The organism is Microbacterium sp. LBN7 (assembly GCF_045690345.1).
Lineage (GTDB): Bacteria > Actinomycetota > Actinomycetes > Actinomycetales > Microbacteriaceae > Microbacterium.
The window spans coordinates 3,442,910-3,468,914 of sequence record NZ_CP147856.1 but is presented as its reverse complement, the minus strand read 5'-3'; the positions used below and the strand labels follow the sequence as shown (position 1 = coordinate 3,468,914).

Annotated in this window: 24 protein-coding genes; 15 read left to right on the top strand and 9 right to left on the bottom strand. The window is 70.7% G+C overall.

The window, feature by feature from the left end; genetic code table 11:
• Window positions 1-108 precede the first annotated feature (108 nt).
• From LBN7_RS16775 to LBN7_RS16760, 4 genes are read right to left on the bottom strand one after another with little or no spacing between them, the layout of a single operon-like run.
• A complete protein-coding gene (locus LBN7_RS16775) occupies window positions 109-1,101 on the bottom strand; it encodes a hypothetical protein (RefSeq protein WP_243408978.1) in 993 nt (330 codons plus the stop codon).
• On the bottom strand, window positions 1,098-2,333 hold the full coding sequence (locus tag LBN7_RS16770) for an ATP-binding protein (protein ID WP_116636382.1): 1,236 nt from the start codon (window positions 2,331-2,333) through the stop codon (window positions 1,098-1,100). Before LBN7_RS16770 ends, LBN7_RS16775 begins: the two co-directional genes overlap by 4 nt.
• The gene (locus tag LBN7_RS16765) at window positions 2,323-2,982 is read right to left on the bottom strand and encodes a response regulator (RefSeq protein WP_407360296.1); all 660 of its coding nucleotides are present in this window, start codon (window positions 2,980-2,982) and stop codon (window positions 2,323-2,325) included. Before LBN7_RS16765 ends, LBN7_RS16770 begins: the two co-directional genes overlap by 11 nt.
• Window positions 2,983-3,025: 43 nt before the next feature.
• Window positions 3,026-4,273, bottom strand: a complete 1,248-nt coding sequence (locus tag LBN7_RS16760; RefSeq protein ID WP_116636384.1) for a class I SAM-dependent RNA methyltransferase — start codon at window positions 4,271-4,273, stop codon at window positions 3,026-3,028.
• Window positions 4,274-4,296: 23 nt separating this feature from the next.
• Between LBN7_RS16760 and LBN7_RS16755 the strand changes: the two genes are divergently transcribed.
• Window positions 4,297-4,935 (top strand): Maf family protein, encoded by a 639-nt coding sequence (locus LBN7_RS16755; protein ID WP_407361729.1) that lies wholly within the window; start codon window positions 4,297-4,299, stop codon window positions 4,933-4,935.
• Window positions 4,936-5,013: 78 nt separating this feature from the next.
• Window positions 5,014-6,780, top strand: a complete 1,767-nt coding sequence (locus LBN7_RS16750; protein ID WP_116636385.1) for a biotin carboxylase N-terminal domain-containing protein — start codon at window positions 5,014-5,016, stop codon at window positions 6,778-6,780.
• A 62-nt stretch (window positions 6,781-6,842) separates the two neighbouring features.
• On the opposite strand, the gene LBN7_RS16745 is transcribed toward LBN7_RS16750, so the two are convergent.
• On the bottom strand, window positions 6,843-8,291 hold the full coding sequence (locus LBN7_RS16745; protein ID WP_341945054.1) for an NAD(P)H-quinone dehydrogenase: 1,449 nt from the start codon (window positions 8,289-8,291) through the stop codon (window positions 6,843-6,845).
• A gap of 48 nt (window positions 8,292-8,339) precedes the next feature.
• Between LBN7_RS16745 and LBN7_RS16740 the strand changes: the two genes are divergently transcribed.
• Genes LBN7_RS16740 through LBN7_RS16730 form a run of 3 tightly spaced genes read left to right on the top strand, consistent with a single transcriptional unit; the run spans window position 8,340 to window position 11,106 of the window.
• A complete protein-coding gene (locus LBN7_RS16740; RefSeq protein WP_407360295.1) occupies window positions 8,340-9,173 on the top strand; it encodes a purine-nucleoside phosphorylase in 834 nt (277 codons plus the stop codon).
• Window positions 9,170-10,840 carry a phospho-sugar mutase gene (locus tag LBN7_RS16735; RefSeq protein ID WP_407360294.1) on the top strand — a complete coding sequence of 557 codons (1,671 nt, stop codon included), beginning with the start codon at window positions 9,170-9,172 and terminating at the stop codon, window positions 10,838-10,840. Before LBN7_RS16740 ends, LBN7_RS16735 begins: the two co-directional genes overlap by 4 nt.
• A gap of 2 nt (window positions 10,841-10,842) precedes the next feature.
• Window positions 10,843-11,106, top strand: a complete 264-nt coding sequence (locus tag LBN7_RS16730) for an HPr family phosphocarrier protein (protein ID WP_116636388.1) — start codon at window positions 10,843-10,845, stop codon at window positions 11,104-11,106.
• Between the two features lie 9 nt (window positions 11,107-11,115).
• On the opposite strand, the gene LBN7_RS16725 is transcribed toward LBN7_RS16730, so the two are convergent.
• On the bottom strand, window positions 11,116-13,038 hold the full coding sequence (locus LBN7_RS16725; protein WP_407360293.1) for a BglG family transcription antiterminator: 1,923 nt from the start codon (window positions 13,036-13,038) through the stop codon (window positions 11,116-11,118).
• Window positions 13,039-13,206: 168 nt separating this feature from the next.
• Here LBN7_RS16725 and LBN7_RS16720 point away from each other — a divergent pair, with 168 nt between their 5' ends.
• The 10 genes from LBN7_RS16720 to LBN7_RS16675 all read left to right on the top strand — a co-directional run bounded on the left by LBN7_RS16720 (window position 13,207) and on the right by LBN7_RS16675 (window position 22,807).
• Window positions 13,207-13,524 carry a PTS sugar transporter subunit IIB gene (locus LBN7_RS16720; protein ID WP_116636390.1) on the top strand — a complete coding sequence of 106 codons (318 nt, stop codon included), beginning with the start codon at window positions 13,207-13,209 and terminating at the stop codon, window positions 13,522-13,524.
• A complete protein-coding gene (locus LBN7_RS16715; protein ID WP_116636391.1) occupies window positions 13,521-13,802 on the top strand; it encodes an HPr family phosphocarrier protein in 282 nt (93 codons plus the stop codon). The genes LBN7_RS16720 and LBN7_RS16715 overlap by 4 nt, the downstream gene beginning before the upstream one ends.
• Window positions 13,799-15,484, top strand: coding sequence for a phosphoenolpyruvate--protein phosphotransferase (ptsP, locus tag LBN7_RS16710; protein WP_407360292.1), 1,686 nt, complete (start codon window positions 13,799-13,801; stop codon window positions 15,482-15,484). Before LBN7_RS16715 ends, ptsP begins: the two co-directional genes overlap by 4 nt.
• Window positions 15,481-17,103, top strand: a complete 1,623-nt coding sequence (locus LBN7_RS16705) for a PTS mannitol transporter subunit IICB (protein ID WP_407360291.1) — start codon at window positions 15,481-15,483, stop codon at window positions 17,101-17,103. Before ptsP ends, LBN7_RS16705 begins: the two co-directional genes overlap by 4 nt.
• Entirely contained in the window at window positions 17,100-17,531 is a 432-nt protein-coding gene (locus LBN7_RS16700; protein WP_407360290.1) for a PTS sugar transporter subunit IIA, read from the top strand. The genes LBN7_RS16705 and LBN7_RS16700 overlap by 4 nt, the downstream gene beginning before the upstream one ends.
• Window positions 17,532-17,548: 17 nt before the next feature.
• Window positions 17,549-18,706 carry a mannitol-1-phosphate 5-dehydrogenase gene (locus tag LBN7_RS16695; RefSeq protein ID WP_407360289.1) on the top strand — a complete coding sequence of 386 codons (1,158 nt, stop codon included), beginning with the start codon at window positions 17,549-17,551 and terminating at the stop codon, window positions 18,704-18,706.
• 131 nt (window positions 18,707-18,837) lie between these two features.
• A complete protein-coding gene (locus LBN7_RS16690; RefSeq protein ID WP_407360288.1) occupies window positions 18,838-20,130 on the top strand; it encodes a flavin-containing monooxygenase in 1,293 nt (430 codons plus the stop codon).
• Window positions 20,127-21,080: a bile acid:sodium symporter family protein gene (locus LBN7_RS16685; protein WP_116636397.1), complete on the top strand. Its 954-nt coding sequence runs from the start codon at window positions 20,127-20,129 to the stop codon at window positions 21,078-21,080. The genes LBN7_RS16690 and LBN7_RS16685 overlap by 4 nt, the downstream gene beginning before the upstream one ends.
• The gene (locus tag LBN7_RS16680) at window positions 21,077-22,051 is read left to right on the top strand and encodes an SDR family oxidoreductase (protein WP_407360287.1); all 975 of its coding nucleotides are present in this window, start codon (window positions 21,077-21,079) and stop codon (window positions 22,049-22,051) included. Before LBN7_RS16685 ends, LBN7_RS16680 begins: the two co-directional genes overlap by 4 nt.
• A 9-nt stretch (window positions 22,052-22,060) precedes the next feature.
• Window positions 22,061-22,807: an alpha/beta hydrolase gene (locus LBN7_RS16675; RefSeq protein ID WP_407360286.1), complete on the top strand. Its 747-nt coding sequence runs from the start codon at window positions 22,061-22,063 to the stop codon at window positions 22,805-22,807.
• Window positions 22,808-22,837: 30 nt separating this feature from the next.
• Here the strand turns inward: LBN7_RS16675 and LBN7_RS16670 are convergent, their stop codons facing one another.
• From LBN7_RS16670 to LBN7_RS16660, 3 genes are read right to left on the bottom strand one after another with little or no spacing between them, the layout of a single operon-like run.
• Window positions 22,838-23,701: a carbohydrate kinase family protein gene (locus LBN7_RS16670; protein WP_407360285.1), complete on the bottom strand. Its 864-nt coding sequence runs from the start codon at window positions 23,699-23,701 to the stop codon at window positions 22,838-22,840.
• A 27-nt stretch (window positions 23,702-23,728) separates the two neighbouring features.
• On the bottom strand, window positions 23,729-24,859 hold the full coding sequence (locus tag LBN7_RS16665) for a polysaccharide deacetylase family protein (RefSeq protein ID WP_407360284.1): 1,131 nt from the start codon (window positions 24,857-24,859) through the stop codon (window positions 23,729-23,731).
• Between the two features lies 1 nt (window position 24,860).
• On the bottom strand, window positions 24,861-25,976 hold the full coding sequence (locus LBN7_RS16660; protein WP_407360283.1) for an adenosine deaminase: 1,116 nt from the start codon (window positions 25,974-25,976) through the stop codon (window positions 24,861-24,863).
• Window positions 25,977-26,005 lie beyond the last annotated feature (29 nt).

The following is a 26,005-nucleotide window of genomic DNA, read 5'->3' as shown; positions in this document are numbered from 1 at the left end:
GGGTAGACAGACGCTGATCAGCCACCGGCGGATGGTTTTCGGGTAACTGTCCGCACGGCGAGGGGCAGGCGGCACCGCCGCCGCCCCTCGCCCACTCCTCTCCTGCCGTCATCGCAGGATCTCGTGCCAGAGCTCGACGGAGTCGTCATCACCGGAGGATCGGGCGCCCGCCCGGCCGACGACGGTGACGGCGACCCGCGGATCCCTCGCGGAGCGGATGATGAGACGGCCCGCCTCGGCATGGGCCAGCGTCGCGGCGAGCTCGTCGCGGATCTCGATCCGACGCTGCTCCTCCACTCCGTCGAGACCGCCCTCGTCGAACACGGTGACGACGACGCCGCGCCGACGCGCGGACTCGATCGCGTCGCGGACCGCGTCGTTGAGCAGATCCGCGCCGCGCAGCTCGTCGCGCAGCCGTCCCTCGGCGAGCCGCGCCTCCAGCCGCTCGTGCTCGTCGAGGGCGCCTCGAGAGGCGACGACGCGGCTCAGCACGGGGCCGGCGACGGCCAGCGCGAACTGCGTGCGCAGTCGTCGTTCGCGCTGACGGACCAGCTGCGTCGCATGCCATGCGGACACGGCCTGCTGGATCTCGGCGAGCCGCTCGGTGTCTCGGACGGCGCGGTCCCAGAACATCACGAGCAGCTGAGCGATGACGACCCACATGATCGAGCCGACCAGCCCGAGGTTCAGCGAGACGACGAGCCCCAGGTACGCCGACGAGGTCGCGATCAGCATCGCCAGCGTGAGCCACCCGATCAGGAACCGGCGGCGGACGACGCACACCACGCCGAGCAGCCCCAGGCCGCCGATGTACCAGGTGGCGAACGGCTCGGTGCGATCAGCGGGATCGAGCGAGAAGGTGACCAGCACCGGGATCAGGATGCTGGAGACCGCCGCGAGCACCGCCGCCCACAGCGGCATCCGCACCGACACCGAATCCGCCAGGATCGCGATGTTCACGACGGCGAGATACAGCCCGATCGCCAGCACCATCAGCAGCGGCGCGGTGGGCTGCTCGATCCACCACACGCCGCGGGCCACGAAGTACATGGCGAAGCCGACGGCGAGAGAGGTGGCGACGCTGCGGACGGTGCGGTTCACGAGCGCTCCCATCCGAGGGTCACGGTCGTCCCGTGCTCGCCGGAGTCGATGCCCGCTGTGCCGGCGACGCCGGCCATCCGCGCGAAGATCGAGGCGCGGATGCCGAGGCGGTCGGCGCCGATCTCGTCGATGTCGAATCCCGGTCCGGCGTCCGAGATCGTCACGCGGATGCCCTCGTCGCCATGCCCCTCGGCGACGATGTGCAGCCCGCGTCCGCCGGCGTGCGACACCGCATTGCCGATCGCCTGCCGGGCGGCCAGCACGAGTGCGCGAGCGGCACGGCCCGGGATCAGGCCGATGCCGCCGCGTTCCTCCACGATCGCGTCGGCGCCGAGCTCGGAGAGCGAGCGCCGCAGCTCGACGACGATCTGCGCGGTGCCGACCGGCTCGTCGCTCCCCTCCTGCGCCACGGCGCCCTCGGTGTTGGCGAGACGGGTGAGCGCCTCGCGCGCCATCGCCACCGCGAGTTCGCGCGCGCGCTCGCCCTCCGCGCGCTCCCCGGCGATCAGGGCCGCCAGCACGCTGTCGTGCATGAGGGCCGACATCGCGACCCGCTCCTCCTCGGCGGCCGCGGCCGCAGCTGCGGCCGCATAGGAGGCGACGGCCTGTCCCCGCGCCTCGTCGACACCGGCGGCGACCGAGCGGAACATCCACCCGAGCGAGATGATGACGACTCCGAGGATGAGGGTGAACGACACGTCGAACGCCGTGGTCACCCAGAACTCGCGGGAGAATTCTCCCTGCACGAGGCGCACGTATCCGTAGACGAACGGCATCCCGAAGGCCCAGGCGAACTGGATGCGCACCGGGAACGCGAGCATGGCGGCGACGACGCCGACATTGACGAGGAAGAAGATCCACGGCTGGTCGTCCGCGACCTTGTCGAAGGGGTCGACGACCAGTGGCCAGGCGGCGAGCGCGAGCACGTAGACGATGGCGAAGACGCCGGACGCGATGCGGACGCCGCGCCCGATCACGCACGCGAGGAGCATCAGGGCCAGCGGCGCGAACACCGCCACGACGGCGGCGACGTGCGCCACGTCGGCGGCGGACAGCGTGCCGATGGCCGCGATCAGCGCCTGCGCGCCGAGCGCCGCGGATCCGATCGCGACGACGATCGCGAGGATCCGCTCCATGCGCTTGCCCGTGAAGCGCTCGAACTCGGTCTCCGCCGCGCCAGGAGAGGGGATCTTGCTCCAGGCGTCGCGGATGCTGAGCGGGTCAACGGGCACTCGTGGCCCCGTCGGCGGCGACGATGCCGTCCTCCATCGCCCGGCGGAGGAGGTCGACCTTCGTCGGAGCGGGGCGGCCCACCTCGACGTACTTCACCCGGATCCGCGTGATGTTCTCCTTCGCCGTGGAGTACGCGACGCCGAGACGCTCCGCGACCGCCTTCAGGGGCAGGCCGGTGGCGTACAGCCGGAGCACCTCGCGCTCCCGCGTCGAGAGCTGCGCGTCGGCGAAGGCGCGGTCGCCGTCGACGGCGCTCGCCCACTCGACGTTGTTCAGAGCCTCGCCCTGTGCGACCGTGCGGATCGCGTCGAGCACGTCATCGAGCGCGGACGACTTGCTGACCACTCCCGCGGCACCCGCGGACAGCGCCTCGCGCACGGCGGCGGGACGGTCGGCGACGCTGTGGATCACGACGCTCGCGCCATCGCCGACGAGCGCACGCACGTTCTCGGTGACGGTGGTCCCGTCGCCGAGGGTGAGGTCCAGCACGACGACATCCGCCGGGGGCGCACCGGTCGCGCGCCGCCACTCGAGGTACGAGCCGACGGTGCTCCCGGAGAACACCACCGTCTGCCCATCGCGCGCGCAGGCGGCTTCGAGGCCGAGGCGAACGGACTCGTGATCGTCGATGAGTGCGACCGTGCTCATCCGCCCAGCCTAGTGAGTCCACGGGCGAGGGCCCGCGAGCGGGTCACCGGGTGAGCAGCGCGACGACCTCGAAGTGGTGCGAATGGGGGAAGAGATCGAATCCGCGGAGGCGGTCGACGTTCCAGCCCAGAGTCCGGAAGGTTCCGAGGTCGCGGGCCAGCGCGACCGGATCGCAGGCCACGTAGGCGATCGCTTCCGGCGCGAGGGCGTGCACCGCGTCGACCACCTGGCGTCCGGCACCTGCACGCGGCGGATCGAGGATGACGGCTCCGGTGCGGCCGGCGCTCTTGCGAGAGGAGAGGAAGCCGTCGACGCGCGCGGTCACCGCGGTCGCGCCGAAGGAGGCGAGGTTCGCGGCCGCGTGCGCGGTGGCGCGTGCGCTCGACTCGACCGTGACGATGTCGGTACCGCCGAGGTCGGCCAGGGTCGCGGCGAACAGTCCGACTCCGCCGTAGAGGTCGTAATGCGTCCTGTCCTCGTCGACGTGGCCGTCGAGGATGCCGTACACCGCGGCGTCGAGCACGGATGCCGCCCGCGGGTGGATCTGCCAGAACCCCGTCGAGTCGACTTGGAAGCGTCGATCGCCGACGACCTCCTGGATCACCTCGGGAGCGGGGCGGCGCCGGAAGCCGCGTGCGACGCGGGCGGGGCGCTCCGTCTCCTCACGCCGGATGATGCGCACCTGCCCGTCGGCGGGCTCGACGAGCTCGATGCGGCCGGGGGCCTCGCCGTGCAGCGCGAGCGCGGCCTCGGCGATGGCCGGACGCGAGAGCGGGTAGGAGGTGACGGGGATGACGCGGTGGCTGCGGGCCGCGAACGGCCCCACCTCGCCGGAGTCATCGACGTGCAGGGTGACGCGGGTGCGCCAGCCCGTGCCGTCGCCGGACTCGACGGCCTCGATCTCCGGCGCCTCGAGTCCGGCGCCCGCGAAGCGATCGAGCGCCTCGGTGAGCACCTGACGCTTCAGGGTGCGCTGGTGGCTCAGGTCGATGTGACCGAGGTCGGCGCCGCCGGGCCGGTCAGCCGGGTCGCGCGCGATGTCCGCCTCCGGCCAGATGTGCGGGCGGCGATGCGGTGAGGCCTCGAGGACCTCGACGGTCTCGGCACGCCAGAAGCTGCGGGTCGACGCATCCCCGCCCTCCTGCGGCTCGAGGAGCCGCGCACGCACGCGCTCCCCCGGGACCGCGTCCGACACGAACACCACCCGACCTTCATGGCGGGCGATGAACGTGCCACCGTGCGCGATCCCGGTGATGTCGAGCTCGAGCACGTCGGCTGGGGAGGAAGTCATCCTTCGAGGATACGGTGGTGAACATGCGCGTCTGCCTCGCCTCGACCTCTCCCGCCCGCCTGATGCTGCTGCGACAGGCCGGCATCGAGCCTCTCACCCTGTCACCCGACGTCGACGAGGATGCCGTCGCCGCCGCGGCGGCAGCGGAACGGGGAGCCGACCTCCCTCCCGAGGAGCTCGTGCTGCTGCTCGCGCGCGCCAAGGCCGCGGACGTCGCACGACGACTGTCCGAGGAAGGGGAATTCCACGGTCTGGTCATCGGCGGCGACTCGATGTTCGCGCTCGGCGGCCGCGTCTACGGCAAGCCGTACACCCCCGAGGAGGCGACCCGGCGCTGGCAGGAGATGCGCGGTGCCACCGGCATCCTGCACTCCGGGCACTCCGTCTTCCTGGTCTCCCCCGGCGCCGCTCCCGTCGAGGCCACGGCGGTCGCGGCCGCAGCCGTGACCTTCGCGGAGGACATCGGCGACGAGGAGATCGCCGCCTACGTCGCCTCGGGAGAGCCGCTGCATGTGGCCGGCGCCTTCACGGTCGACAGCCTCGGCGGCGCGTTCATCACCCGAGTGGACGGGGACCCCTCCACCGTGGTGGGCATGTCCCTGTCGACGATCCGTCGCCTGGCCGGCGACCTCGGCATCCGTTGGACCGATCTCTGGTCGTAGACTCTCGTCGACGTTTTCGCCGCTTTCTTGTGGAGGGTCGTCAAATGGATCGAGGGGCTTCTCGCTAGGCTGGCAACCATGCCTGCTATCGCCAAGGTGCTCATCGCCAACCGCGGCGAGATCGCCGTCCGCATCATCCGTGCCGCTCGAGACTCGGGAATCGCCTCGGTCGCCGTCTACGCCGATCAGGATCGTGACGCTCTGCACACGCGGCTCGCCGACGAGGCGTACGCGCTCGGCGGCGCGACCAGCGCCGAGACCTATCTCCAGATCGAGAAGATCCTCTCGGTGGCCCGACGCAGCGGTGCCGACGCCGTGCACCCGGGGTACGGCTTCCTCGCGGAGAACGCCGAGTTCGCCCGCGCCGTGATCGACGCCGGCATGATCTGGATCGGCCCGTCGCCCGCCGCCATCGAGGCTCTCGGCGACAAGGTGACGGCCCGTCACGTGGCCGAGAAGGTCGGTGCGCCGCTGGCCCCCGGCACCCCCGGTCCGGTCGAGACCGCCGACGAGGTCGTCGCATTCGCCGAGGAGTTCGGCCTGCCGATCGCCATCAAGGCGGCCTACGGCGGCGGCGGTCGCGGACTCAAGGTCGCCCGCGAGCTCGACGAGGTCGCCGAGCTCTTCGAATCCGCCACGCGCGAGGCCGTCGCAGCCTTCGGTCGCGGCGAGTGCTTCGTCGAGAAGTACCTGGACAAGCCGCGACACGTCGAGACCCAGTGCCTGGCGGATGCCGAGGGCAACGTCGTCGTGATCTCGACGCGCGACTGCTCGCTGCAGCGTCGCCACCAGAAGCTCGTCGAGGAGGCCCCGGCGCCCTTCCTCACGGCTGAGCAGAACGATCTGCTCTACTCGGCGTCCAAGGCGATCCTGAAGGAGGTCGGCTACGTCGGCGCCGGCACCTGCGAGTTCCTGATCGGCGCCGACGGCACCGTCTCGTTCCTCGAGGTGAACACGCGCCTGCAGGTGGAGCACCCCGTCTCCGAAGAGGTCACGGGCATCGACCTGGTGCGCGAGCAGTTCCGCATCGCCGCCGGCGGCATCATCGACTACGAGGACCCGACGCCGCAGGGGCACTCGATCGAGTTCCGCATCAACGGCGAGGACCCGGGCCGCGGGTTCCTCCCCCAGCCCGGCCCGATCCACGTCTTCAAGACCTTCGGCGGCCCCGGCATCCGTCTCGACTCCGGCGTGACCGCCGGCGACTCGGTCTCCGGCGCATTCGACTCGCTGCTCGCGAAGATCATCGTGACCGGCAAGGACCGCGCAGAGGCCCTCGAGCGCTCACGTCGCGCGCTCGACGAGTTCGAGGTCGCCGGCATGCCGACCGTCCTCCCCTTCCACCGCAAGGTCGTGCGCGACCCCGCCTTCACCGCCGAGAACGGCGAGTTCGGGATCTTCACCCGGTGGATCGAGACCGAGTTCGTGAACGACATCCCCGCGTGGGACGGCGAGCTCGAATCGCCGACGTCGGCCGGCTCCCGCCACACCGTGGTCGTCGAGGTCGCGGGCAAGCGCCTCGAGGTCAGTCTCCCCGACCGCGTGGCCGTCGCCGCAGGCACGGCCGGTCGTCCGGCGGCGGTGCCGCCGTCGCGTCGCAGCCACGCCACGACGGTCAACGCCGGCGCGTCGGGCGACGCCGTGAAGTCGCCCATGCAGGCGACGATCGTCAAGATCGCGGTCGAGGAAGGCCAGCAGGTCGTCAAGGGCGACCTGGTCGTCGTGCTCGAGGCGATGAAGATGGAGCAGCCTCTGCAGGCGCACAAGGACGGCGTCGTGGGCAACATCAACGCGGATGCCGGGACCACGGTCTCGGCGGGGCATCAGCTGCTCACCATCAGCTGACCGCGCGTTTCTACAGGCTCAGCGACCCACGCACCTGGGTCCCTGAGCCTGTCGAAGGGCCGTCAGGAGATGTAGCCGAGGTGCATCGCGCGGCTCGCGTCGGTGATGCTGCTCGACAGCGACGGGTACGCCGCGAAGACCCGGGAGACCTGATCGACCGTGAGCCGACGTTCGACGGCGACCGCGATCGGGTAGATGAGCTCCGAGGCCTTCGGCGCCACGATGACGCCGCCGATCACGGTGCCCGAGCCCTTGCGGGCGATGATCTTCACGAAGCCGTCCTTGATCCCCATCATCTTCGCGCGGGGGTTGGCGGCGAGCGGCAGCTTGTAGACGAGTCCGTCGGCGACGCCGTCCTCGACGTCCTTCTCCGAGTAGCCGACCGTGGCGATCTCGGGGGCGGTGAAGATGTTCGAGGTGATCTTGATCAGCTCGAGCGGGATCACGATGTCGCCCAGCGCGTGGAAGACGGCCGTGCGCCCCTGCATGGACGCGACGGAGGCGAGCGGGAAGAAGTTCGTGCAGTCGCCGACGGCGTACACGTTCGGCACCGACGTGCGCGCGACCTTGTTCACGCGGACGTGGCCCGATTCGTTGAGCTCCACGCCCGCCTCCTCGAGACCGATGCCCGCGGTGTTCGGGATCGAGCCGACCGCCATCAGGCAGTGGCTTCCCTCGACGGTGCGTCCGTCGGACAGGGTGACGGTGACGCCGTCCTTCGTGGCCTCGACCCGGTCGGCACGGGACTTCGACAGCACGGTCATCCCGCCGCGCTTGAAGACCTTCTCGAGCACGCTCGCCGCATCCTTGTCCTCGCCGGGGAGCACCTGGTCACGGCTCGAGACGAGCGTGACCTTGGCGCCGAGGTTCATGTAGGCGGAGGCGAACTCGGCGCCCGTGACGCCCGACCCGACCACGATCAGGTGCTCGGGGAGCGCCTTCATGTCGTACAGCTGGGTCCAGGTCAGGATGCGCTTGCCGTCCGGCTTCGCGGAATCCAGCTCGCGCGGCGCGGCGCCGACGGCCACGATGATCGTGTCGGCCTCGACGCGGTCGAAGTCGGTGCCGCCCTGGCCGGTGGACACGATGATGGCGTTGGCTCCTTCGAGCCGGCCGTGTCCCGAGAGCATCCGCACGCCCGCCTCGAGCAGGGTGGTGCGCATGTCCTCCGACTGCTGGCCGGCGAGAGCGAGGAGACGCTTGTTCACCGCGGCGAGGTTGATCGCGATCTCGGGCTTGAGCGGCTTCCCGTGGTCGCCCTTCGCGTAGAAGTTCACGCCGAGGTCGCTCGCCTCGGAGATCGCGACGGCGGCGTCTGCCGTGGCGATGAGGCTCTTCGACGGCACGACATCCGTCAGGACGGCGGCACCGCCGACGCCCACGCGCTCGATCAGCGTCACCTCGGCTCCGAGCTGAGCGGCCGCCAGGGCCGCCTCGTATCCGCCGGGACCGCCGCCGAGGACGGCGACGCGCTGAGTGCGCTCGAAAGGGGTGGAAGTCATGGAATCCATTCTTCCGCAATCCTGGCCCCCGAGCCTGCACCTTCCTAGAGTGGATCCATGCCCGAAAACCACAGCAACCCCCTCGACGAACCGACCGCGAACCCGTTCGAGGTGGCCGCGCAGGCCGCCGCCGACATCGCGCGCCTGACCGGCGTCGAGAACCACGACATCGCCCTCACGCTCGGCAGCGGCTGGGGCAAGGCCGCCGACATCATCGGCGAGACCGTCGCGACCATCCCCGCCACCGAGGTGACCGGGTTCTCGAAGCCCGCGCTGGAGGGCCACGTCGGCACGCTCCGCAGCATCCGCACCCCCGGTGGGAAGAACGTGCTCGTGATCGGCGCACGCACCCACTACTACGAGGACCACGGCGTGCGCCGCGTCGTGCACAGCGTCCGCACCGCCGCCGCCACGGGGGCGAAGATCATGGTGCTCACCAACGGCGCCGGCGGCATCCGCGAGACCTGGAAGCCGGGCCAGCCGGTGCTGATCAGCGACCACATCAACCTCACGGCCGATTCGCCGCTCGAAGGGGCGACGTTCATCGATCTCACCGACCTCTATGCGAAGCGCCTGCGCGACATCGCGCGCACGATCGATCCGAGCCTCGACGAGGGCGTGTACACGCAGTTCCGCGGTCCGCACTACGAGACCCCTGCCGAGGTGCAGATGGCGAAGGTGATCGGCGGCCACATCGTCGGCATGTCGACTGCCCTCGAGGCCATCGCGGCGCGCGAGGCCGGCATGGAGATCCTCGGCTTCTCGCTCATCACGAACCTCGCCGCCGGCATCCAGCAGACCCCCCTCAGCCACGCCGAGGTCATCGAGGCGGGACGCGAGGCGGAGCCGGTGATCTCCGCCCTCCTCGCCAGGGTGGTCGAGGCCCTGTGAGCGACGAGCGGCTCGCAGAGGCGCGCGCCTGGCTGCGGCAGGACCCCGACCACGAGACCCGGGATGAGCTCGCGGGCCTGATCACCCGGGCCGGCGGCGGCGACCCCGCCGCGATCGCCGACCTCGACGACCGGTTCCGCACGCGACTCGCGTTCGGCACCGCCGGTCTGCGCGGTGAGCTCGGCGCCGGCAGCAACCGGATGAACCGCGTGCTCGTCGCACAGGCGGCCGCCGGTTTCGCCGCCTATCTCCGCGAGAAGGCGGGAGGCGGCACGCCGACCGTCGTGATCGGCTACGACGGTCGTCGCAACTCGCGGGTCTTCGCCACCGACTCCGCCGAGCTGTTCGCCGGGGCAGGGCTCCGGGCGATCCTGCTCCCGCGGCTGCTGCCGACGCCCGTGCTCGCCTTCGCCGTGCGCCGGCTCGGCGCAGACGCCGGCGTGATGGTGACCGCGAGCCACAACCCGCCGAACGACAACGGCTACAAGGTGTACCTCGGCGGGGCGGACCAGGGATCGCAGATCGTGGCGCCGGCGGATGCCGAGATCGCCGCGCACATCCAGCGGATCGCGGATGCCGCCGATGCGGCAGCCCTCCCCCGCTCCACCGCCTACGAGACGGCCGGCGAGGACATCGTCGAGGCCTACATCGCGGCGACCGCCGCCGTGGCCCCGGCCCCCGAGGGCGCTTCGGACCTCCGCTGGGTGTACACGGCGATGCACGGGGTCGGGTGGGAGACGCTGTCGCGTATCCTCCGAGCGGCCGGCTACCCGCAGCCCTCGGTCGTGGATGAGCAGCTGGCGCCCGATGCCACGTTCCGCACGGTCTCGTTCCCGAACCCGGAGGAGCCGGGGGCGATGGATCTCTCGTTCGCGACGGCGCGGCGGGCCAAGGCCGACTTCATCCTGGCGAACGACCCGGATGCCGACCGCCTGGCCCTCGCGATCCCCGACGAGGCGGCAGCCGACGGCTGGCGTCGCCTGACGGGCAACGAGGTCGGCCTCCTGCTCGGCGCCAGGGCCGCCCGGGCAGCCGCCGGCACACCCGGCGCATCGCTGGCCTGCTCCCTGGTCTCCTCACCCGGCCTCGCCGCGGTCGCCGCGCACCACGGCCTGGACTTCCACGAGACGCTGACCGGCTTCAAGTGGATCTCGCGGGCACCCGGCATCGTGTTCGGATTCGAGGAGGCTCTCGGGTACCTCGTGAACCCGGAGACCGTCCGCGACAAGGACGGCATCTCCGCAGCGATCGCCATCCTCGGACTCGCCGCCGAGGCCCACGGACGCGGTGCCACCCTCGCCGAACTGCTCCGCGAGCTGGGCGACACCTACGGCCACTTCGCCAGCGGGCAGGTCTCGGTGCGCGTCGAGGATCTCGCCGTCATCGGCAACGTGATGCTCGCCCTGCGCACCCTGCCGCCGACGCAGATCGCCGGGCGCTCGATCGTCTCGGCCGAGGATCTGCTGCAGGGCCGCGACGGCCAGCCGTCGGGCGATGTGCTCCGGTACCGTCTCACCGACGGGTCGCGGGTCATCGTGCGTCCGAGCGGCACCGAGCCCAAGCTCAAGATCTACATCGATGCGCGCGCCGACTCCGCCGAGGGCGCTGCCGAGGCCGTGACCGAGATCGAGGCGGGCGTGCGCGCGCTGCTCGACGAGCGCTCCTGACCATGCCGACCCGGCGGATCATCGTCAGCACCCACAACGGCGTGCACGCGCGTCCGGTCGCCGAGCTCGTGCGCCTCGCGCAGTCGCACGGCTCGACGATCACGCTGCGCACCGCCGACGGCTCGATCGTGGACCTGAGCAGCGTGCTCGCGGTGATGGACCTCGCGATCGGCCCCGGCGACGCGGTGGTGCTGGAGACGGCGGATTCGGCATCCGCCGACGCGGTGCTGGATCAGCTCGCGGAGGTGCTGGCCCCGCGCTCCTGATCGCCGCGCTCAGCCGTCGATGACGGCGACGAGCTCGTCGAGGAACGCCTCGAACGTCGTCCCGCGCCGCACGATGCGCTGCACGCTCTCACGTTCGCTGAACACCTCGACGAGCTGCTCGAAGACGGTCTGGAACGCCGCGCGGTCGCTCTCGCTGAACGCTGCGAGAGCGACCACCTGCACGCGACCACCGCCCCACGCGGCCGAGCCGTCGGTGACCCCGATCGCGATGGCCGTGCGAGTCGCCGTCATCTGCAGGGCGTGCGGCACCGCCAGGGCATCCGTGAAGGCGGTCGAAGACATCCGCTCACGGGCGATCGTGTTCTCGACGTAGTCCTCGCCGATCAGGCCCGCCGTGACGAGCAGGCCGCCGAGCCGCCGGATGATCGCCTCCTCGCCCTCGTCGGGGAGGGGGAAGACGTAGGCGTCCGCGTCGAAGTAACGGGCGAGCTCGCCGCGGAGCCGCGTGAGGCGGCGGCCGCGGCGGAGACGGGCGGCCGCCTGCTGGATGCGGTCGACGTCGGCGTCGGTGAGGAACGGCTGGATGCGCACGAAGCGGTCACCCGCCGATCCCGGCTCGATCGTGCTGAGCACCAGATCGGTGTCGAACGACGCCCAGTCGGGATCGACGTTGGTGACGACGCTGGTGACCTCGATGGCCGACCCGAGCGACCGGTCGACGCTGGAGCGCAGCAGCTCGTGCAACTCGTAGTAGCCGGGGCAGACGATCGTCGCGGTCAGGATCGACTCCGCCTTCCTGCTGCGCTCGAGGCGGCCGCCCACGTGCATGGCGATGTACGCGATCTCGTCGTCGTGGATCGGAGTGCCGACCCGATCGTGCAGCCCGCTCGCGATCGAGACGGCGACCTCGAAGATCATCGGGTACGACGTCTTGAGCGAGCGCGTGAGCGGGTTGCGCGTCAGCGCGCTCTCCTCGGCGCGGCGCAGCAGGTTCTGCACGTGCAGGGCGAGGCGCAGGACGAAGGTCTCGTCGACGAGGTCGACCTGGTAGTCCTCGGCGGCCCGGGTGATCTCGGCCCGCACGGCGGCCTCCACCGCGGGATCCACGCCGCTGCGCGCGACATCGCGGGCGGCATCCTCGCCGGGGGCGACGATGCGCGTGAGCACCAGCGAGGCGAGGTGACCGCTGTCGCCCTCGCCGAGTGCGACAGCGAAGTGCTCGGACGCCAGACGGGCGATGACGGCTCCCACCCGGGGGATCTCCTCCCTGGCGCCCGCAGGCGAGGAGTCGAGCGCGTGACCCGCCGCCACGCGTTCGGCGGCGATCGCGATGTGCAGCAGCACGTCGGCGATCGCCAGCTCGTTCACGTAGTAGCCGAGCTCGCCCAGCTCGCGCACCAGCGCGGTCTTGAACGGCCCGACGGCGTGCGCGGCGACGGCGCTGCCGGAGAGCGCGCGGCGGAAGGTCTCCGGGTGGAACGACGCGTCGTCCATCTCGTCGTGCGCCAGCCTGCTGAGCAGCCGTCGCTGCGCGGCCTCGTTCCCCCGCAGCCGCACTGTCTCACGGTCGCGCTCCAGTGCGAGCTCCGTGCCGTCGAGCAGCCCACGCACGCGCACGAGATCCGCTTCCAGGGTGGCCTCGCTGACGTGCAGCTCGTCGGCCGTGTCGAACACGTCGATGCCGGAGGGCAGATCCAGCAGAGTCCGCACGAGCGCATGCAGCCGGTCGCGCGGTGCCGACTCCCCCGTCTGCCGCATCCGGATGGCGCCGCGGGCGCCGGGGCCCGCGCGATATCCCGCCGGCCCCGATTCGATGACGCCGGCTCCCGGCGTGCGGGCGTTCAGCGCGGCGACATAGGAGCGGATGCTGCGCGGTGTGACGCCGAGAACGTCGGCGAGACTCGCCGCGGTCGCCCACCCCTCCTGCCGGAGCAGGGTGGAGAGGAGCTGGTCCTGACGCTGGCGCGACATGATCCCTCCGACTTCCCCACGTGCTGACTGCACTGTCCTGGCGTGACCTCCATGATGTCAGCTACCGGAGACCCGCGCGCGGAAGCCGCTGTTCCGCGGGGGCGGAAAGGAACGTGTTGGCGCGACCGGGGCCCGCGTTCACAGACTGTTCTCAGGAAGGTGGCATCGATGAAGATCCTCGTGGTGTGCGGCGCCGGCGCGTCGAGCACGTTCGTCGCTCAGCGACTCCGTCGGGCGGCGACCAACGCCGGACTCGACTGGGACGCGTCAGCCGGGATGGAGCACTCCGTCGCCGCCAGCGACCACGACCTCATCCTGGTGGGGCCGCATCTGGCCGATCGCCTCGACGCCATCCGCGATCACGCGCATTCGCCCGTGGTCGTCCTTCCCGACGACGTGTTCGCCGACCGCGACGGGTCATCCACCCTCGCGCTCGTCCGCGACTTCCTCACCGAGCTCAGGAACTCCCCGAAAGGAACATCATGACCGCCACACGCACCGTTCGGATCGGCTCCTCCCACGGCCTGCACGCCCGTCCTGCGAAGCTCTTCGCCCAGGCGGCGAAGGAGTCCGGCCTGGCCGTCACCATCGCCAAGGACTCCGGCAAGCCGGTGAACGCCGCCAGCATCCTGGGCGTCATCTCCCTCGCCGTCGAGTACGGCGACTACGTGACCCTGACCGCAGACGGAGACGGCGCAGAGGGCGTGCTCGACACCCTCACCGAGCTGCTCACGACCGACCACGACCAGGACGCCGCCGGATGAGCGAGCTGCGCGGCGTGGGGATCGGCCTCGGAGTCGCCCAGGGCCCCGTCGTCCGGATGACCGAGGCCCTGCCCGCGCCCGACGACACCCCGAGCAGCATCGGCGCCGAGGCGGAGCGCGCCAGGGTCCGCGACGCCATCTCGATCGTCGCCGAGGAGCTGACCGCGCGCGGCGAGACCGCGGGCGGCTCGGCGCAGGAGGTGCTCGAGGCGCAGGCCATGATCGCGGAGGACCCGACACTGCAGGACGAGGTCGACGGACGGATCGACGCGGGATCGACCGCCGAGCGGGCCGTGCACGACGCCTTCGCCGGTTTCCGCGCGACGCTCGAGGCCGTCGGGGGCTACCTCGGCGAGCGCGCCGCCGACCTCGACGACATCGCCCAGCGGGTGCTCGCCCGGCTGCGCGGCGTCGACGCCCCCGGCGTCCCCGACCCCGGGCATCCGTTCATCCTCGTCGCGCGCGACCTCGCTCCGGCAGACACCGCGCTGCTCGACCTGGGCAAGGTGCTCGCGCTGATCACCGTCGACGGCGGGCCGACCTCGCACACGGCGATCCTCGCCCGCGAGAAGGGCATCGTCGCGATCGTCGGCGTCGCCGACGGATTCTCGCTGGCCAACGGCGACACGGTGATCGTCGACGCGGCCGCCGGCGTCGTGACGGTCGACCCGACGGCGGACGAGAAGGATCGCGCCGCACAGCGCGCCGCTGCCCGCCGGTCGGCCGACAGCGCTCCTCTGACACCCGGCGCCCTCGCCGACGGCACGCCGATCGCGCTGCTGGCGAACCTGGGGAAACCCGCGGACGCGGCCGATGCGGTCGAACGGGGGGCCGAGGGCGTCGGGCTCTTCCGCACCGAGTTCCTGTTCCTGTCGTCATCGCAGGCGCCGACGATCGCACAGCAGCGCGAGTCGTATCGCGAGCTGCTCGAGGCCTTCCCCGGCAAGAAGGTCGTCGTGCGGATGCTCGACGCCGGAGCCGACAAGCCGCTCGCGTTCCTCAACGACGCGCACGAGGAGAATCCCGCACTGGGACTCCGCGGCATCCGGGCCCTGCGCGCCAGCGAGGACATCCTCCGCGAGCAGCTGACCGCTCTCGCCGAGGCGGATGCCGAGACCGATGCCGACCTGTGGGTCATGGCGCCGATGGTGGCGACCGTCGAGGAGACCGTGTACTTCACGGCGCTCGCCCGCGACTACGGGCTGAAGACCGCCGGTGTCATGGTCGAAGTCCCGGCGAGCGCCCTGCTGGCGGATCGTGTGCTGGCGCACGCCGATTTCGCCTCGATCGGCACCAACGACCTCACGCAGTACACGATGGCCGCTGACCGGATGCTCGGCTCGGTGGCCGGGCTGCAGGATCCCTGGCACCCCGCCGTGCTCCGCCTGGTGCGCGAGGTCGGGGATGCCGGATCGCGACTCGGCAAGCCGGTCGGGATCTGCGGCGAGGCCGCTGCTGATCCGCTCCTCGCCGTCGTCCTCGTCGGCCTCGGCGCGACGAGCCTGTCGATGGCTCCCTCCGCCCTGGCCGACGTCAGGCACACCCTTTCCGAACGCACCCTCGACGAGGCCCGCAGCCTCGCACAGGTCGCGCTGGCGGCGGACGACGCCGCCGGTGCCCGCAAGGCCGTGGCCGACGCCACAGCCGCCCTCTCCCCTCACCAGAAAGAGACGACATCATGACGACGACGTCACCCGCCGCCCAGAGAACGGGCGGCCTCCGAACAGGCGTGCAGCGCTTCGGCACGTTCCTGTCCGGAATGATCATGCCCAACATCGCGGCCTTCATCGCGTGGGGCTTCATCACCATGCTGTTCATCCCGGCCGGATTCTTCGGCGCGGACAGCCCCTTCGGCTGGCACTGGGCCCCGGTCGCCGAGATCATCGGCGGCGGAGGCGACTCCGCCACCATCGGCTGGCAGGGCGCGATGACGGCGCTGGCCGAGGGCGACGGCGGGAACTTCTTCGCGTACGTCGGTCTCGTCGGGCCGATGGTGACCTACCTGCTCCCGCTGCTCATCGCCAACACCGCCGGCCGCATGGTCTACGGCGAGCGCGGCGGTGTCGTCGCGACGATCGCCACGATGGGTGTCATCGTCGGCACCAACATCCCGATGTTCCTCGGGGCCATGATCATGGGGCCGCTCGCCGCATGGATCACGAAGCAGATGGACCGGCTGTGGGACGGCAGGATCCGCCCCGGCTTCGAGATGCTCGTCAACAACTTCTCGGCCGGCATCCTCGGCATGATCCTGGCGATCGTCGGCTTCTTCGCCTTCGGCCCCGTCATGCTGGGCATCAGCGCCGTCCTCGGCGCAGCGGTCGACTGGCTGGTGTCGCTGAACCTCCTGCCGCTGGTGTCGATCATCGTCGAGCCGGCGAAGGTGCTGTTCCTGAACAACGCCATCAACCACGGCGTGTTCACGCCGCTCGGCATCGAGCAGGCCGCCGAGACCGGCAAGTCGATCCTCTTCCTCATCGAGGCGAACCCCGGCCCCGGCCTCGGGCTGCTGCTCGCGTTCACCTTCTTCGGCGTCGGCGCGGCCAAGGCCTCGGCTCCGGGTGCGGCGATCATCCAGTTCTTCGGCGGCATCCACGAGATCTACTTCCCGTACGCGCTGAGCAAGCCCACCACGATCCTCGCTCTGATCGCCGGTGGTGCAGCGGGCGTCACGACGAACATGGTGCTCGGCGGCGGCCTCGGCTTCCCGGCGGCTCCGGGCAGCATCATCGCCGTGACGGCGGCCGCTGTCGGCGGCGGCGTGGGAAACCTCCTCGTCGTGTACCTCTCGGTGGTCATCGCCGCCGTGGTCACCTTCCTGATCACGGGCGTCATCCTGCGGGCCTCGCGCAAGCGCGACCTCGCCGCCGAGGGCGACAGCTTCGGCGCCGCGATCGCGCAGACCGAGGCCAACAAGGGCAAGTCGTCCGCAGCCATGGACGCCCTGCGCGCGTCCTCGGGTGCTGCGGCCGCCGGCGCGGCGGGTGGCGTCGCGACGGATCGCCGCATCGAGAACGTCGTGTTCGCGTGCGACGCCGGGATGGGATCGTCTGCCATGGGCGCGAGCGTGCTGCGCAACAAGTTCAAGAAGGCGGGGGTCGAGGGCGTCACGGTCACGAACCAGGCCATCGCGAACCTCGACGGCACGGCCGACCTCGTGATCACCCAGCAGCAGCTGACGGATCGCGCGAAGGCCCAGTCGCCGAACTCGATCCACGTCTCCGTCGACAACTTCATGAACTCCCCGAAGTACGAAGAGGTCGTCGAGATGGTCCGCGACCAGCGAGAGGAAACACCATGAGCGTTCTGACCATCGGCCAGGTCCGCATCCACTCGGGCAGCAGCACGCAGGAGGCCGCCCTCCAGGAGGCCACCGACATCCTCGTGTCCGCCGGCGCCGTCACACCCGCGTACGTCGACGCGATGCGTCAGCGCGAGGAGACGGTCTCGACCTACATGGGCAACGGTCTCGCGATCCCGCACGGCACGAACGAGACCAAGGACGCGATCCTCGGCTCCGCCCTCTCGGTGGTCCGCTACGACGGCGGCGTCGACTGGGCGGGCGAGCAGGCGACGTTCGTGATCGGCATCGCCGGTCGCGGTGACGAGCACCTGGAGATCCTGTCGCAGATCGCGATCCTCTTCTCCGACGAGGACGACGTCGAGAAGCTCAACGCGGCGCAGACACCGGACGAGCTGTTCGCGCTGCTCTCCGCGATCAACGAGTGATGGGTGGTGGACGAGGGATGAAGGCCGTCCACTTCGGCGCCGGCAACATCGGGCGCGGCTTCGTGGGCCTGCTGCTGCACGAGGGCGGGTACGAGGTCGTGTTCTCCGATGTCGCCGACGCCCTCGTGGACGCCATCAACGCGGTCGACGAGTACACCGTGCACGAGGCGGGACCCGGGGGCGTCGACCACGTCGTCACCGGGTTCCGCGCGGTCAACAGTCGCACCGACCCGGAGGCCCTCACCCGCGAGATCGCGACGGCCGATGTCGTCACGACCGCGGTCGGTCCCACCGTGCTGCGTTTCGTCGCACCGGCGATCGTCGCAGGTCTCGCGCAGCGCTCCCCCGACGCCGCACCTCTGCAGGTGATGGCGTGCGAGAACGCGATCGGCGCGACGGACCTGCTCCGTTCGGAGATCCAGGCCTCCGCCGGGGCGGATGCCGGAGACCTGCTGTCGCGCGCGGTGTTCGCGAACACCGCGGTCGACCGCATCGTGCCGGCCCAGCCCGCCGACGGAGGGGTGGACGTCACGGTCGAGCCGTACTTCGAGTGGGCGATCGAAGCCGGCCCGTTCGGCGACGACCTCCCGAGCATCCCGGGAGCGCACTTCGTCGAGGACCTCGCCCCGTTCATCGAGCGCAAGCTCTTCACGGTGAACACGGGACACGCGGCCACCGCCTACTTCGGCGCCCGCGCCGGAGTCGAGCGCATCTCGGACGCCTTGGCCGACCCCGACATCGCCGCGCGCGTGTCGGCGGCACTCGAGGAGACGTCCGCGGTGCTGGTCGCCGAACACGGGCTGGATCCCGCCGACCTCGCGTCGTATCGCGCGACGATCCTCGAGCGGTTCCGCAACCCGGCGCTGATCGACACGGTGCAGCGTGTCGGACGTCAGCCGCTGCGCAAGATCTCGCGGCACGAGCGGTTCATCGGCCCCGCGGCCATGGCCGCCGAGCGCGGCCTGCCCGCCGATGCCCTGGTCGCGGCCGTCGCCGCGGCGCTCGAGTTCGACGACGCCGACGACGAGCAGTCGGTCGAGCTCCAGCGGCTGCTGCGCTCGGAGGACGCGAGGGCGCTGACCGCCCTCGTCACCGGACTCGATCCGGAGCATCCGCTGTTCGCCGCCGTCCGCGAGGCCGTCGAGGAGCGGCAGCAGACGCTCCGCGAGGCCTGATCCCGCGCCGTACCGGAGCGCCCTCGCCCACCCGATACGATCGGGAGCGGGGGCGCTTTCGCGAGCGCCCCTTTCGAGCACCGCCTTTTCGAGCATCGCCTTTTCGCGCACAGTGACGTGCAGGGAGCAGCATGAACAGATACGCCGTGATCGGCGCGGGCCCGTCGGGGCTGGCCACGGCCCGCGCGCTGCAGAAGCGCGGCATCGCGGTGGACGGGTACGAGGCCTCCCACGGCGTCGGCGGCCTCTGGGACATCGCCAATCCGCGCAGCACGATGTACGAGTCGGCGCACCTGATCTCGTCGCGCACGACGACGGAGTTCACGGAGTTCCCGATGCGCTCCACGGTCGACTATCCGGGCCACCGGGTGATGCGGGAGTACTTCCGGGACTACGCGGACCACTTCGGTCTCGCCGGGCTCTTCCGGTTCGACACGAGGGTCACGCGTCTCGAACCGCGAGACGGCGGATGGGATCTCACGAGCGACGGCCCCGAGGGCACGCAGACGCGATGGTACGCCGGTGTCGTGCTCGCGAACGGGACGCTCGCGGAGCCGAACATCCCGACCTTCCCCGGCAGTTTCTCCGGCGAGGTGCTGCACACCAGCGCCTACAAGACGGCCGAGCAGCTCTCGGGCAAGAGGGTGCTCCTGATCGGTGCGGGCAACTCCGGCTGCGACATCGCGGTGGATGCCGTGCACCACGCGGCTTCCGTCGACATGAGCGTGCGGCGCGGGTACTACTTCGTGCCCCGCTACCTGTTCGGCAGGCCGAGCGACACGCTCAACCAGGGGCGCCCGCTGCCCGCGAGGATCAAGCAGGCGGTCGACAGCCGGGTGCTGCGGGCCTTCACGGGCGATCCCGTGCGCTTCGGCTTCCCGAAGCCCCGGTACCGCATCTACGAGTCCCATCCCATCGTGAACACCATGATCCTCAACCACCTCGGCCAGGGAGATCTGCGCATCCGCGCCGACGTCGAACGCTTCGACGGCAGCACCGTGCGCTTCCGCGACGGCAGCGCAGACGACTACGACCTCGTGCTCCTGGCCACCGGATACACCCTCGACTATCCCTTCGTCGACCGGGAGCACCTGCACTGGCAGGGCGCCTCGCCGCGCCTGTTCCTCAACCTCTTCCCCGCGTCGTTCAACGGGCTGTACGTCATGGGCATGATCGAGGCCTCCGGCATCGGCTGGCAGGGCCGCGCCGAGCAGGCCGACCTCCTCGCCGCCTATCTCGACGCCCTCGAGCACGATGCGTCGCGCGCTGCGCGCTTCCGCGACCGCGTCACGGCCGCGCCCTGGCCGGACCTGACCGGCGGATACCACTACCTCGGGCTGGACCGGATGGCGTACTACGTGAACAAGGACGCCTACCGCGGCGCCGTCCGCCGCGAGAAGAGCGCGCTGGAGGCGTCGGCATGAACGTCGACGACGTCGTCCTGTCGTTCACGCCCGGCACGCTGACGATCCTGAACGTGGTGCTGGGCCTGATCATGTTCGGGATCGCCCTCGACACGGCCCCGAGCGACTTCCGTGTCGTGGCGAAGCATCCGAAGCCCTTCGTCATCGCCCTCCTCGCCCAGCTGCTCCTGCTGCCGATCGCGACGTTCCTGCTGACGCTGGTGCTCCCTGTCCCGCCGTCGATGGCGCTCGGCATGCTGCTGGTCGCCTGCTGTCCGCCCGGCAACATCTCCCAGGTGCTCACACACCGGGCCGGCGGGAATGTCGCGCTCTCGGTGTCGCTGACCGCGGTCGGCAATCTCCTCTACATCGTCGCCATGCCGCTGAGCATCACTTTCTGGGGCTCGCTGCATCCCACCGCCCGCACGCTGCTCCGCGAGGTCGCTCTCGACCCGTGGCGGATGCTTCTGGAGATCCTGCTCATCGTCGGACTCCCCTTCGCGCTCGGCCTCCTGCTGCGGGCGAAGACACCCGGATTCGCCGCCCGCGTGCAGCCGTTCGTGAAGTGGTTCAGCCTCATCGCCCTGCTCGGCTTCATCATCGCCGCGCTCGTCGGCAACTGGGCGGTCTTCGTGCAGGTCCTCGGCGTGATCCTGATCGTCGTCACGGTGCACGACGCCGTGGCGCTGGCTCTCGGCTACGGAACCGCGGTCGTCGGCGGCCTCGGCACCCGCGAGCGCAAGGCGATGACCTTCGAGGTCGGCATCCGCAACGCCGGCCTCGGTCTCGGCCTGGTCTTCCTGTTCTTCGACGGCCTCGGCGGCATGGCGATCGTCGCCGGGTGGTGGGGCATCTGGGACATCATCGCGGGCCTGATCCTGGCAGGGCTCTGGGCGCGGCACACGAAGAGACGCACGGGCTCGGCGAGCGGCGATGCCAGCGGGCGCACGGTGACCGAGGCGTCGCCGTGACGCGGGTGCTCATCACCGGGGGCGGCGGGTTCCTCGGCTCGCACGTCGCGCAGGCGCTGGCAGCCCGAGACGACGTCGAGCTCGTGGTCTCCGCGGATGTGCGCACCGGCACCGCACGGCCCGGGATCCTCGACGTCGTGCTCGACGTGCAGGACGCGGCAGCGATCGCTCCCCTCCTTCGCGAACACCGCATCGACACCGTCGTGCACCTCGCTGCGATCGTCAATCCGGGGCGCGACGTCGATCGGGAGTACCGGGTCGACGTCGACGGGTCGGCGAACGTGCTCGCGGCGTGCGTCGCGACGGGGGTGCGCCGGATCGTGGTGTCCAGCTCCGGCGCCGCCTACGGCTACCACGCCGACAATCCGGAATGGATCGACGAGGTCCAGCCGCTCCGCGGCAACGACGCCTTCCCGTACTCACGGCACAAGCGCCTCGTCGAGGAGATGCTCGCCGAGCACCGCGCGACGCATCCGGACCTGGAGCAGGTGGTGTTCCGCATCGGCACGATCCTGGGGCCTTCGGTCCGGAATCAGATCACCGCGCTCTGGGACGGCCGCCGGATCCTCCGCATCGCCGGCTCCGATTCCCCCTTCGTCTTCGTGTGGGTGGACGATGTCGCCGCCGCCATGGTGCGGGCGGCGACCGACGGTCCGGCCGGAGTCTTCAACGTCGCGGGAGACGGCCGGATGACGGTGCCCGAGATCGCGGAGCGGCTGGGCAGACGCCAGCTCGTGCTCCCCGCCTGGGCGCTCGCCGCCGCGCTGCGGATCGGACGGATGCTGCGCCTCACGGAGCACGGACCGGAGAAGGTGCCCTTCCTGCGCTATCGACCGGTCCTGGCGAACACGCGGCTCAAGGACGAGTTCGGCTTCGTCCCGACGCGCACCACGCGCGAGGCGTTCGAGGAGTACCTCGCCACCCACCCGTCGGTCGGCGCCGCTCAGAGAAGGGGCCGGGCGACGGAGTAGCGTTGACGTGTGCAGAGGAAACGGGGTCGTCGCGTCCTGAAGTGGGCGCTCGGGAGTCTCGCTATCCTGCTGCTCCTCGGCGTCGGCGGGATCGTCGCCTGGAGTCAGATCGGCGTCATGCCCGCCGATCCGGCTCCCCTGGCCGGCGTCCGCGAGAACGCCGCCATCACCGTGGAGGATGCCGAGCAGGGGATCGTCCTCGCTCCGGCCGACGGCGAGTCCGAGCTCGGGCTGGTGTTCGTCCCCGGCGCCAAGGTCGACCCCTGGGCGTACGCCGCGATCCTGCAGGGGCTCGCCGAGGAGGGCGTGACGGTCGTGATCACGCGTCCCTGGCTGAACCTCGCCTTCTTCGATCCGCGCGGACTCGGCTCCTTCACGTCGGCGGCGCCCGATGTCGAGGTCTGGGGCGTCGGCGGTCACTCGCTCGGCGGCGTGCGTGCCTGTCAGCTCGCGGCCGATGCGGATGCCCTCGTCCTCTTCGGGTCCTACTGCGCGACAGACCTCTCGGCGAGCGGCCTGCCGGTGCTCAGTCTCGCCGGCAGCGATGACGGGCTCTCCACTCCGGAGAAGATCGATGCCGCGCGAGATCAGCTCCCCGCCGATGCGGAGATGGTCGAGATCGAGGGCGCAGCCCACGCCTCCTTCGGCGACTACGGCCCGCAGGCGGGCGACGGCACCCCCACGATCTCGACGGAGGACATGCACGCCGAGGTCACGGAGCGCACGGGCGCCTTCCTCCAGGCTCTCCCCCGCTGAGCCGCGCCGTGCTCCTGAGCTGAGCGCTGCTCACCGCGACAGCGGCAGCACGGCATCCAGCAGCGGATGCAGGTGCCGCGTGCGCAGCACGGCGGACGCCGACGTCGCACCCGCGGCGAGCGCGTCACCGACAGCTGCCCCCGACAGCCGGGCGTCGAGCACACCGGCGAGGAACGCGTCCCCCGCGCCGTTCGTGTCGGTGACGTCGACCGGCACCGCCGCCACCCGATGCTCCGCACCGTCCTCGTCGATCGCCACCGCTCCCTCCGCCCCGAGGGTGCAGACGGCGAGGCGTGCTCCGCCCCCGATGCATCCGCGGAGGAAGGCCACCGGGTCGTCGAGGCGATCGGCGTTGCAGAAGACGGCATCCGCCACCGCAAGGAACGGCCGGTGGAAATCGGACTCCCCGTCGTAGTCGTGCACGTCGACCCAGATCGGCGTTCCGACCTCACGCGCGAGCGGCAGCAGCCGCTCGGACTCGGCTCCGAGGTCCAGCACGACCGCGTCGGCCGCCGCCATCGCCGCCCGCAGGGACTCATCCTGCTCGCCCCCTGTCGGTCGCGGTGCGGCGAGGTACAGCGAGACCCGCTCGCCGCTACGGGTCATCAGGTTGAGGTGCCGCTCCGTCAGGCCCTCCGCCCACCGCGCGTGCACGCCGGCCGCGCGCAGCGCGTCGCGGAGCCTGGCACCGTGCTCATCGTCCCCCGCCTGCGCGCGCAGCGTCGTCGCTCGTCCGAGCGCCGTGAGGCTGAGAGCCTTCCCTGCACTCGTCCCGCCGACCGTCTCCCACGTGTCCTCGGCGAACTGCATGTGCGGGACAGGCTCGGGGAGCCGGTCGAGGACGACGATGGTGTTCCACGAGGCGGGGCCGACGATGAGGACGGAAGCAGGCATGCGACCATCCTGCCCGCTCGTCGGGTCTCAGCCGATGCGCTTGATCAGCGCGTCCAACCCCATCCCGTAGTCGATGCGCACGACGGGGAGGGCGAGCTTGTCGGTGCCGATCACGACGTAGCCGGGCTCGATCGTGCGCGCCATCTCGTAGCCCGCCTGCAGCACACCCTGCTTGGCCGTGTCGTTGTAGTGCCCGAAGGGGTACGCGATGACCTCGCGCACGCCGAGGATGTCACCCGACATGTTGAGGTCGGCGGCGACCTCGTCCGGCGTCCAGTTGACGATGCGTCCCTGGCCGTTGGCTCCGGCCTGGTGCATGTCGTGCGTGTGCGAACGGCGCAGGACGTAGATGGACGGGGGCGGGTCGGAGCGGTACGCCGTGACCATGAACGAGGTCGTGAGCAGCTCGTACTTCTCCACGAGCGGCGCCGCGAGGTCGAACCAGGTCTGATCGGCATCGTCATCCGTGATGATCACCGAACGCGGGGGCAGGTACAGCCGCCCGTCGATGAACGCGCTCAGCTCGTCCCACGTCGGCAGGTAGAAGCCGGTGGTGGCGATGTGGTTCATCTGCGCGTCGAAGTCGCCGATGTAGGCGTAGTTGCCGCGCAGCCAGCCGGACTCGCCGTCGGGGTTCGTCGTGAACTGGTGGTACATCAGGATCGGGACCTGGGTGTTCGCCGCGACGTTCTCCTCCGGCGTCTTCCAGGCGCCGTGGAGCTCGATCTGCTGGTCGGTGCACGTCACCGGATCGGCGCCGTTGATACGGGCCTCCGGGCTGAACGCCGCAGCATCGTCCGCGGTCGCATACCAGCCGGCGAACACCCGCCCGTCCGCCGCAGGGATGGGCAGCGACTGATAGAGGCCGTTCTGCCACTGCAGCATCGGGTCCTGCACGACGCCGTCACCGGCGAACGACACCGCGCAGGCCAGCGGATTGTCGGCGTCGGCGAGCAGCTGCTCGGCCGGCGAGAGGGGTTCCGGCTCGGATTCCGGTGTCGGGAGCGGCTTCTCCGTCTCGGTCGCCGCCGGCTTCTGGCCGTCCGGCGTGCCGTTCGTCCAGACGAATGCGGCGACCGCACCCCCGCCCAGGAGGACGACGGCGGCGCTCACGATCACGGCGAGAACGCTCACCCGGCGTCGACTCTTCTGGGACATGTCAGTCGTTGAATCCTTCGGCGATCATCTCGACGAGCTCTTCGCGCTCCTCGACCGGGAGGAAGGCGGCCGCGGCCGCATTGAACTGGAACGTCTCGAGGTCGTCGAGGTCGTACTCGAAGGCCTCGACGAGCAGGGCGAGCTCGCGCGTGAGCGAGGTGGCGCTCATCGTGCGGTTGTCCACGTTGACCGTCACCGCGAAGCCGAGCTGATACAGCAAATCGAACGGGTGGTCGGCCATCGTCGTGCCCCACGCGGCGATCGCGCCGGTCTGCAGGTTCGACGACGGGGAGAGTTCCAGCGGGATCTCGCGATCGCGCACCCAGCGGGCCAGTTCTCCGAACTGCACCTGCACCTCGTCACCCTCCTGGGTCACGACCTGGAGATCCTCCGCGATGCGCACGCCGTGGCCGAGACGCAGCGCACGGCCGTCGAGCAGCGCCGAGCGGATCGACGCGGGACCTGCGGCTTCGCCGGCGTGCACGGTCACGGGGAAGAAGTTCTCGGCGAGGTAGTCGAACGCCTTGCGGTGGTTCGAGGGCGGGAAGCCGTCCTCGGGCCCGGCGATGTCGAAGCCCACGGCACCACGACCGCGGAAATCGACCGCGAGCTCGGCGATCTCGAGCGCCCGATCCGTATGGCGCATCGCCGTGATCAGCTGGCCGACGCGGATGCTGCGCCCGTCGCGGTCTGCCGCGTCCTCGCCCTCCTCGATGCCCTGCTGAACGGCCTCGACGGTCTGCTCGAGCGTGAGTCCGCGCGTGAGATGCTGCTCCGGAGCCCAGCGCACCTCGCCGTAGATCACGCCGTCCGCTGCCAGGTCCTGGACGAACTCTCGCGCGACACGCGTGAGTCCCTCCTGGGTCTGCATCACGGCGGTCGTCAGGTCGAAGGTCTTCAGGTACTCGACGAGCGAGCCGGAGTCGCTCTGCTTCGCGAACCAGCGGCCGAGAGCGGCGGGATCGGACTCCGGCACGTCGAGACCGATCTCGTCCGTCAGCTCGATGATCGTGGCCGGACGCAGGGCGCCGTCGAGGTGGTCGTGCAGCGAGACCTTGGGCAGGCTGCGGAGGGAGATCCCCTGGATGGTGACGTCGCCGTTCGCATCGATCGACATGGTGATCCTCTCGGTGGCGGAAATGCTCA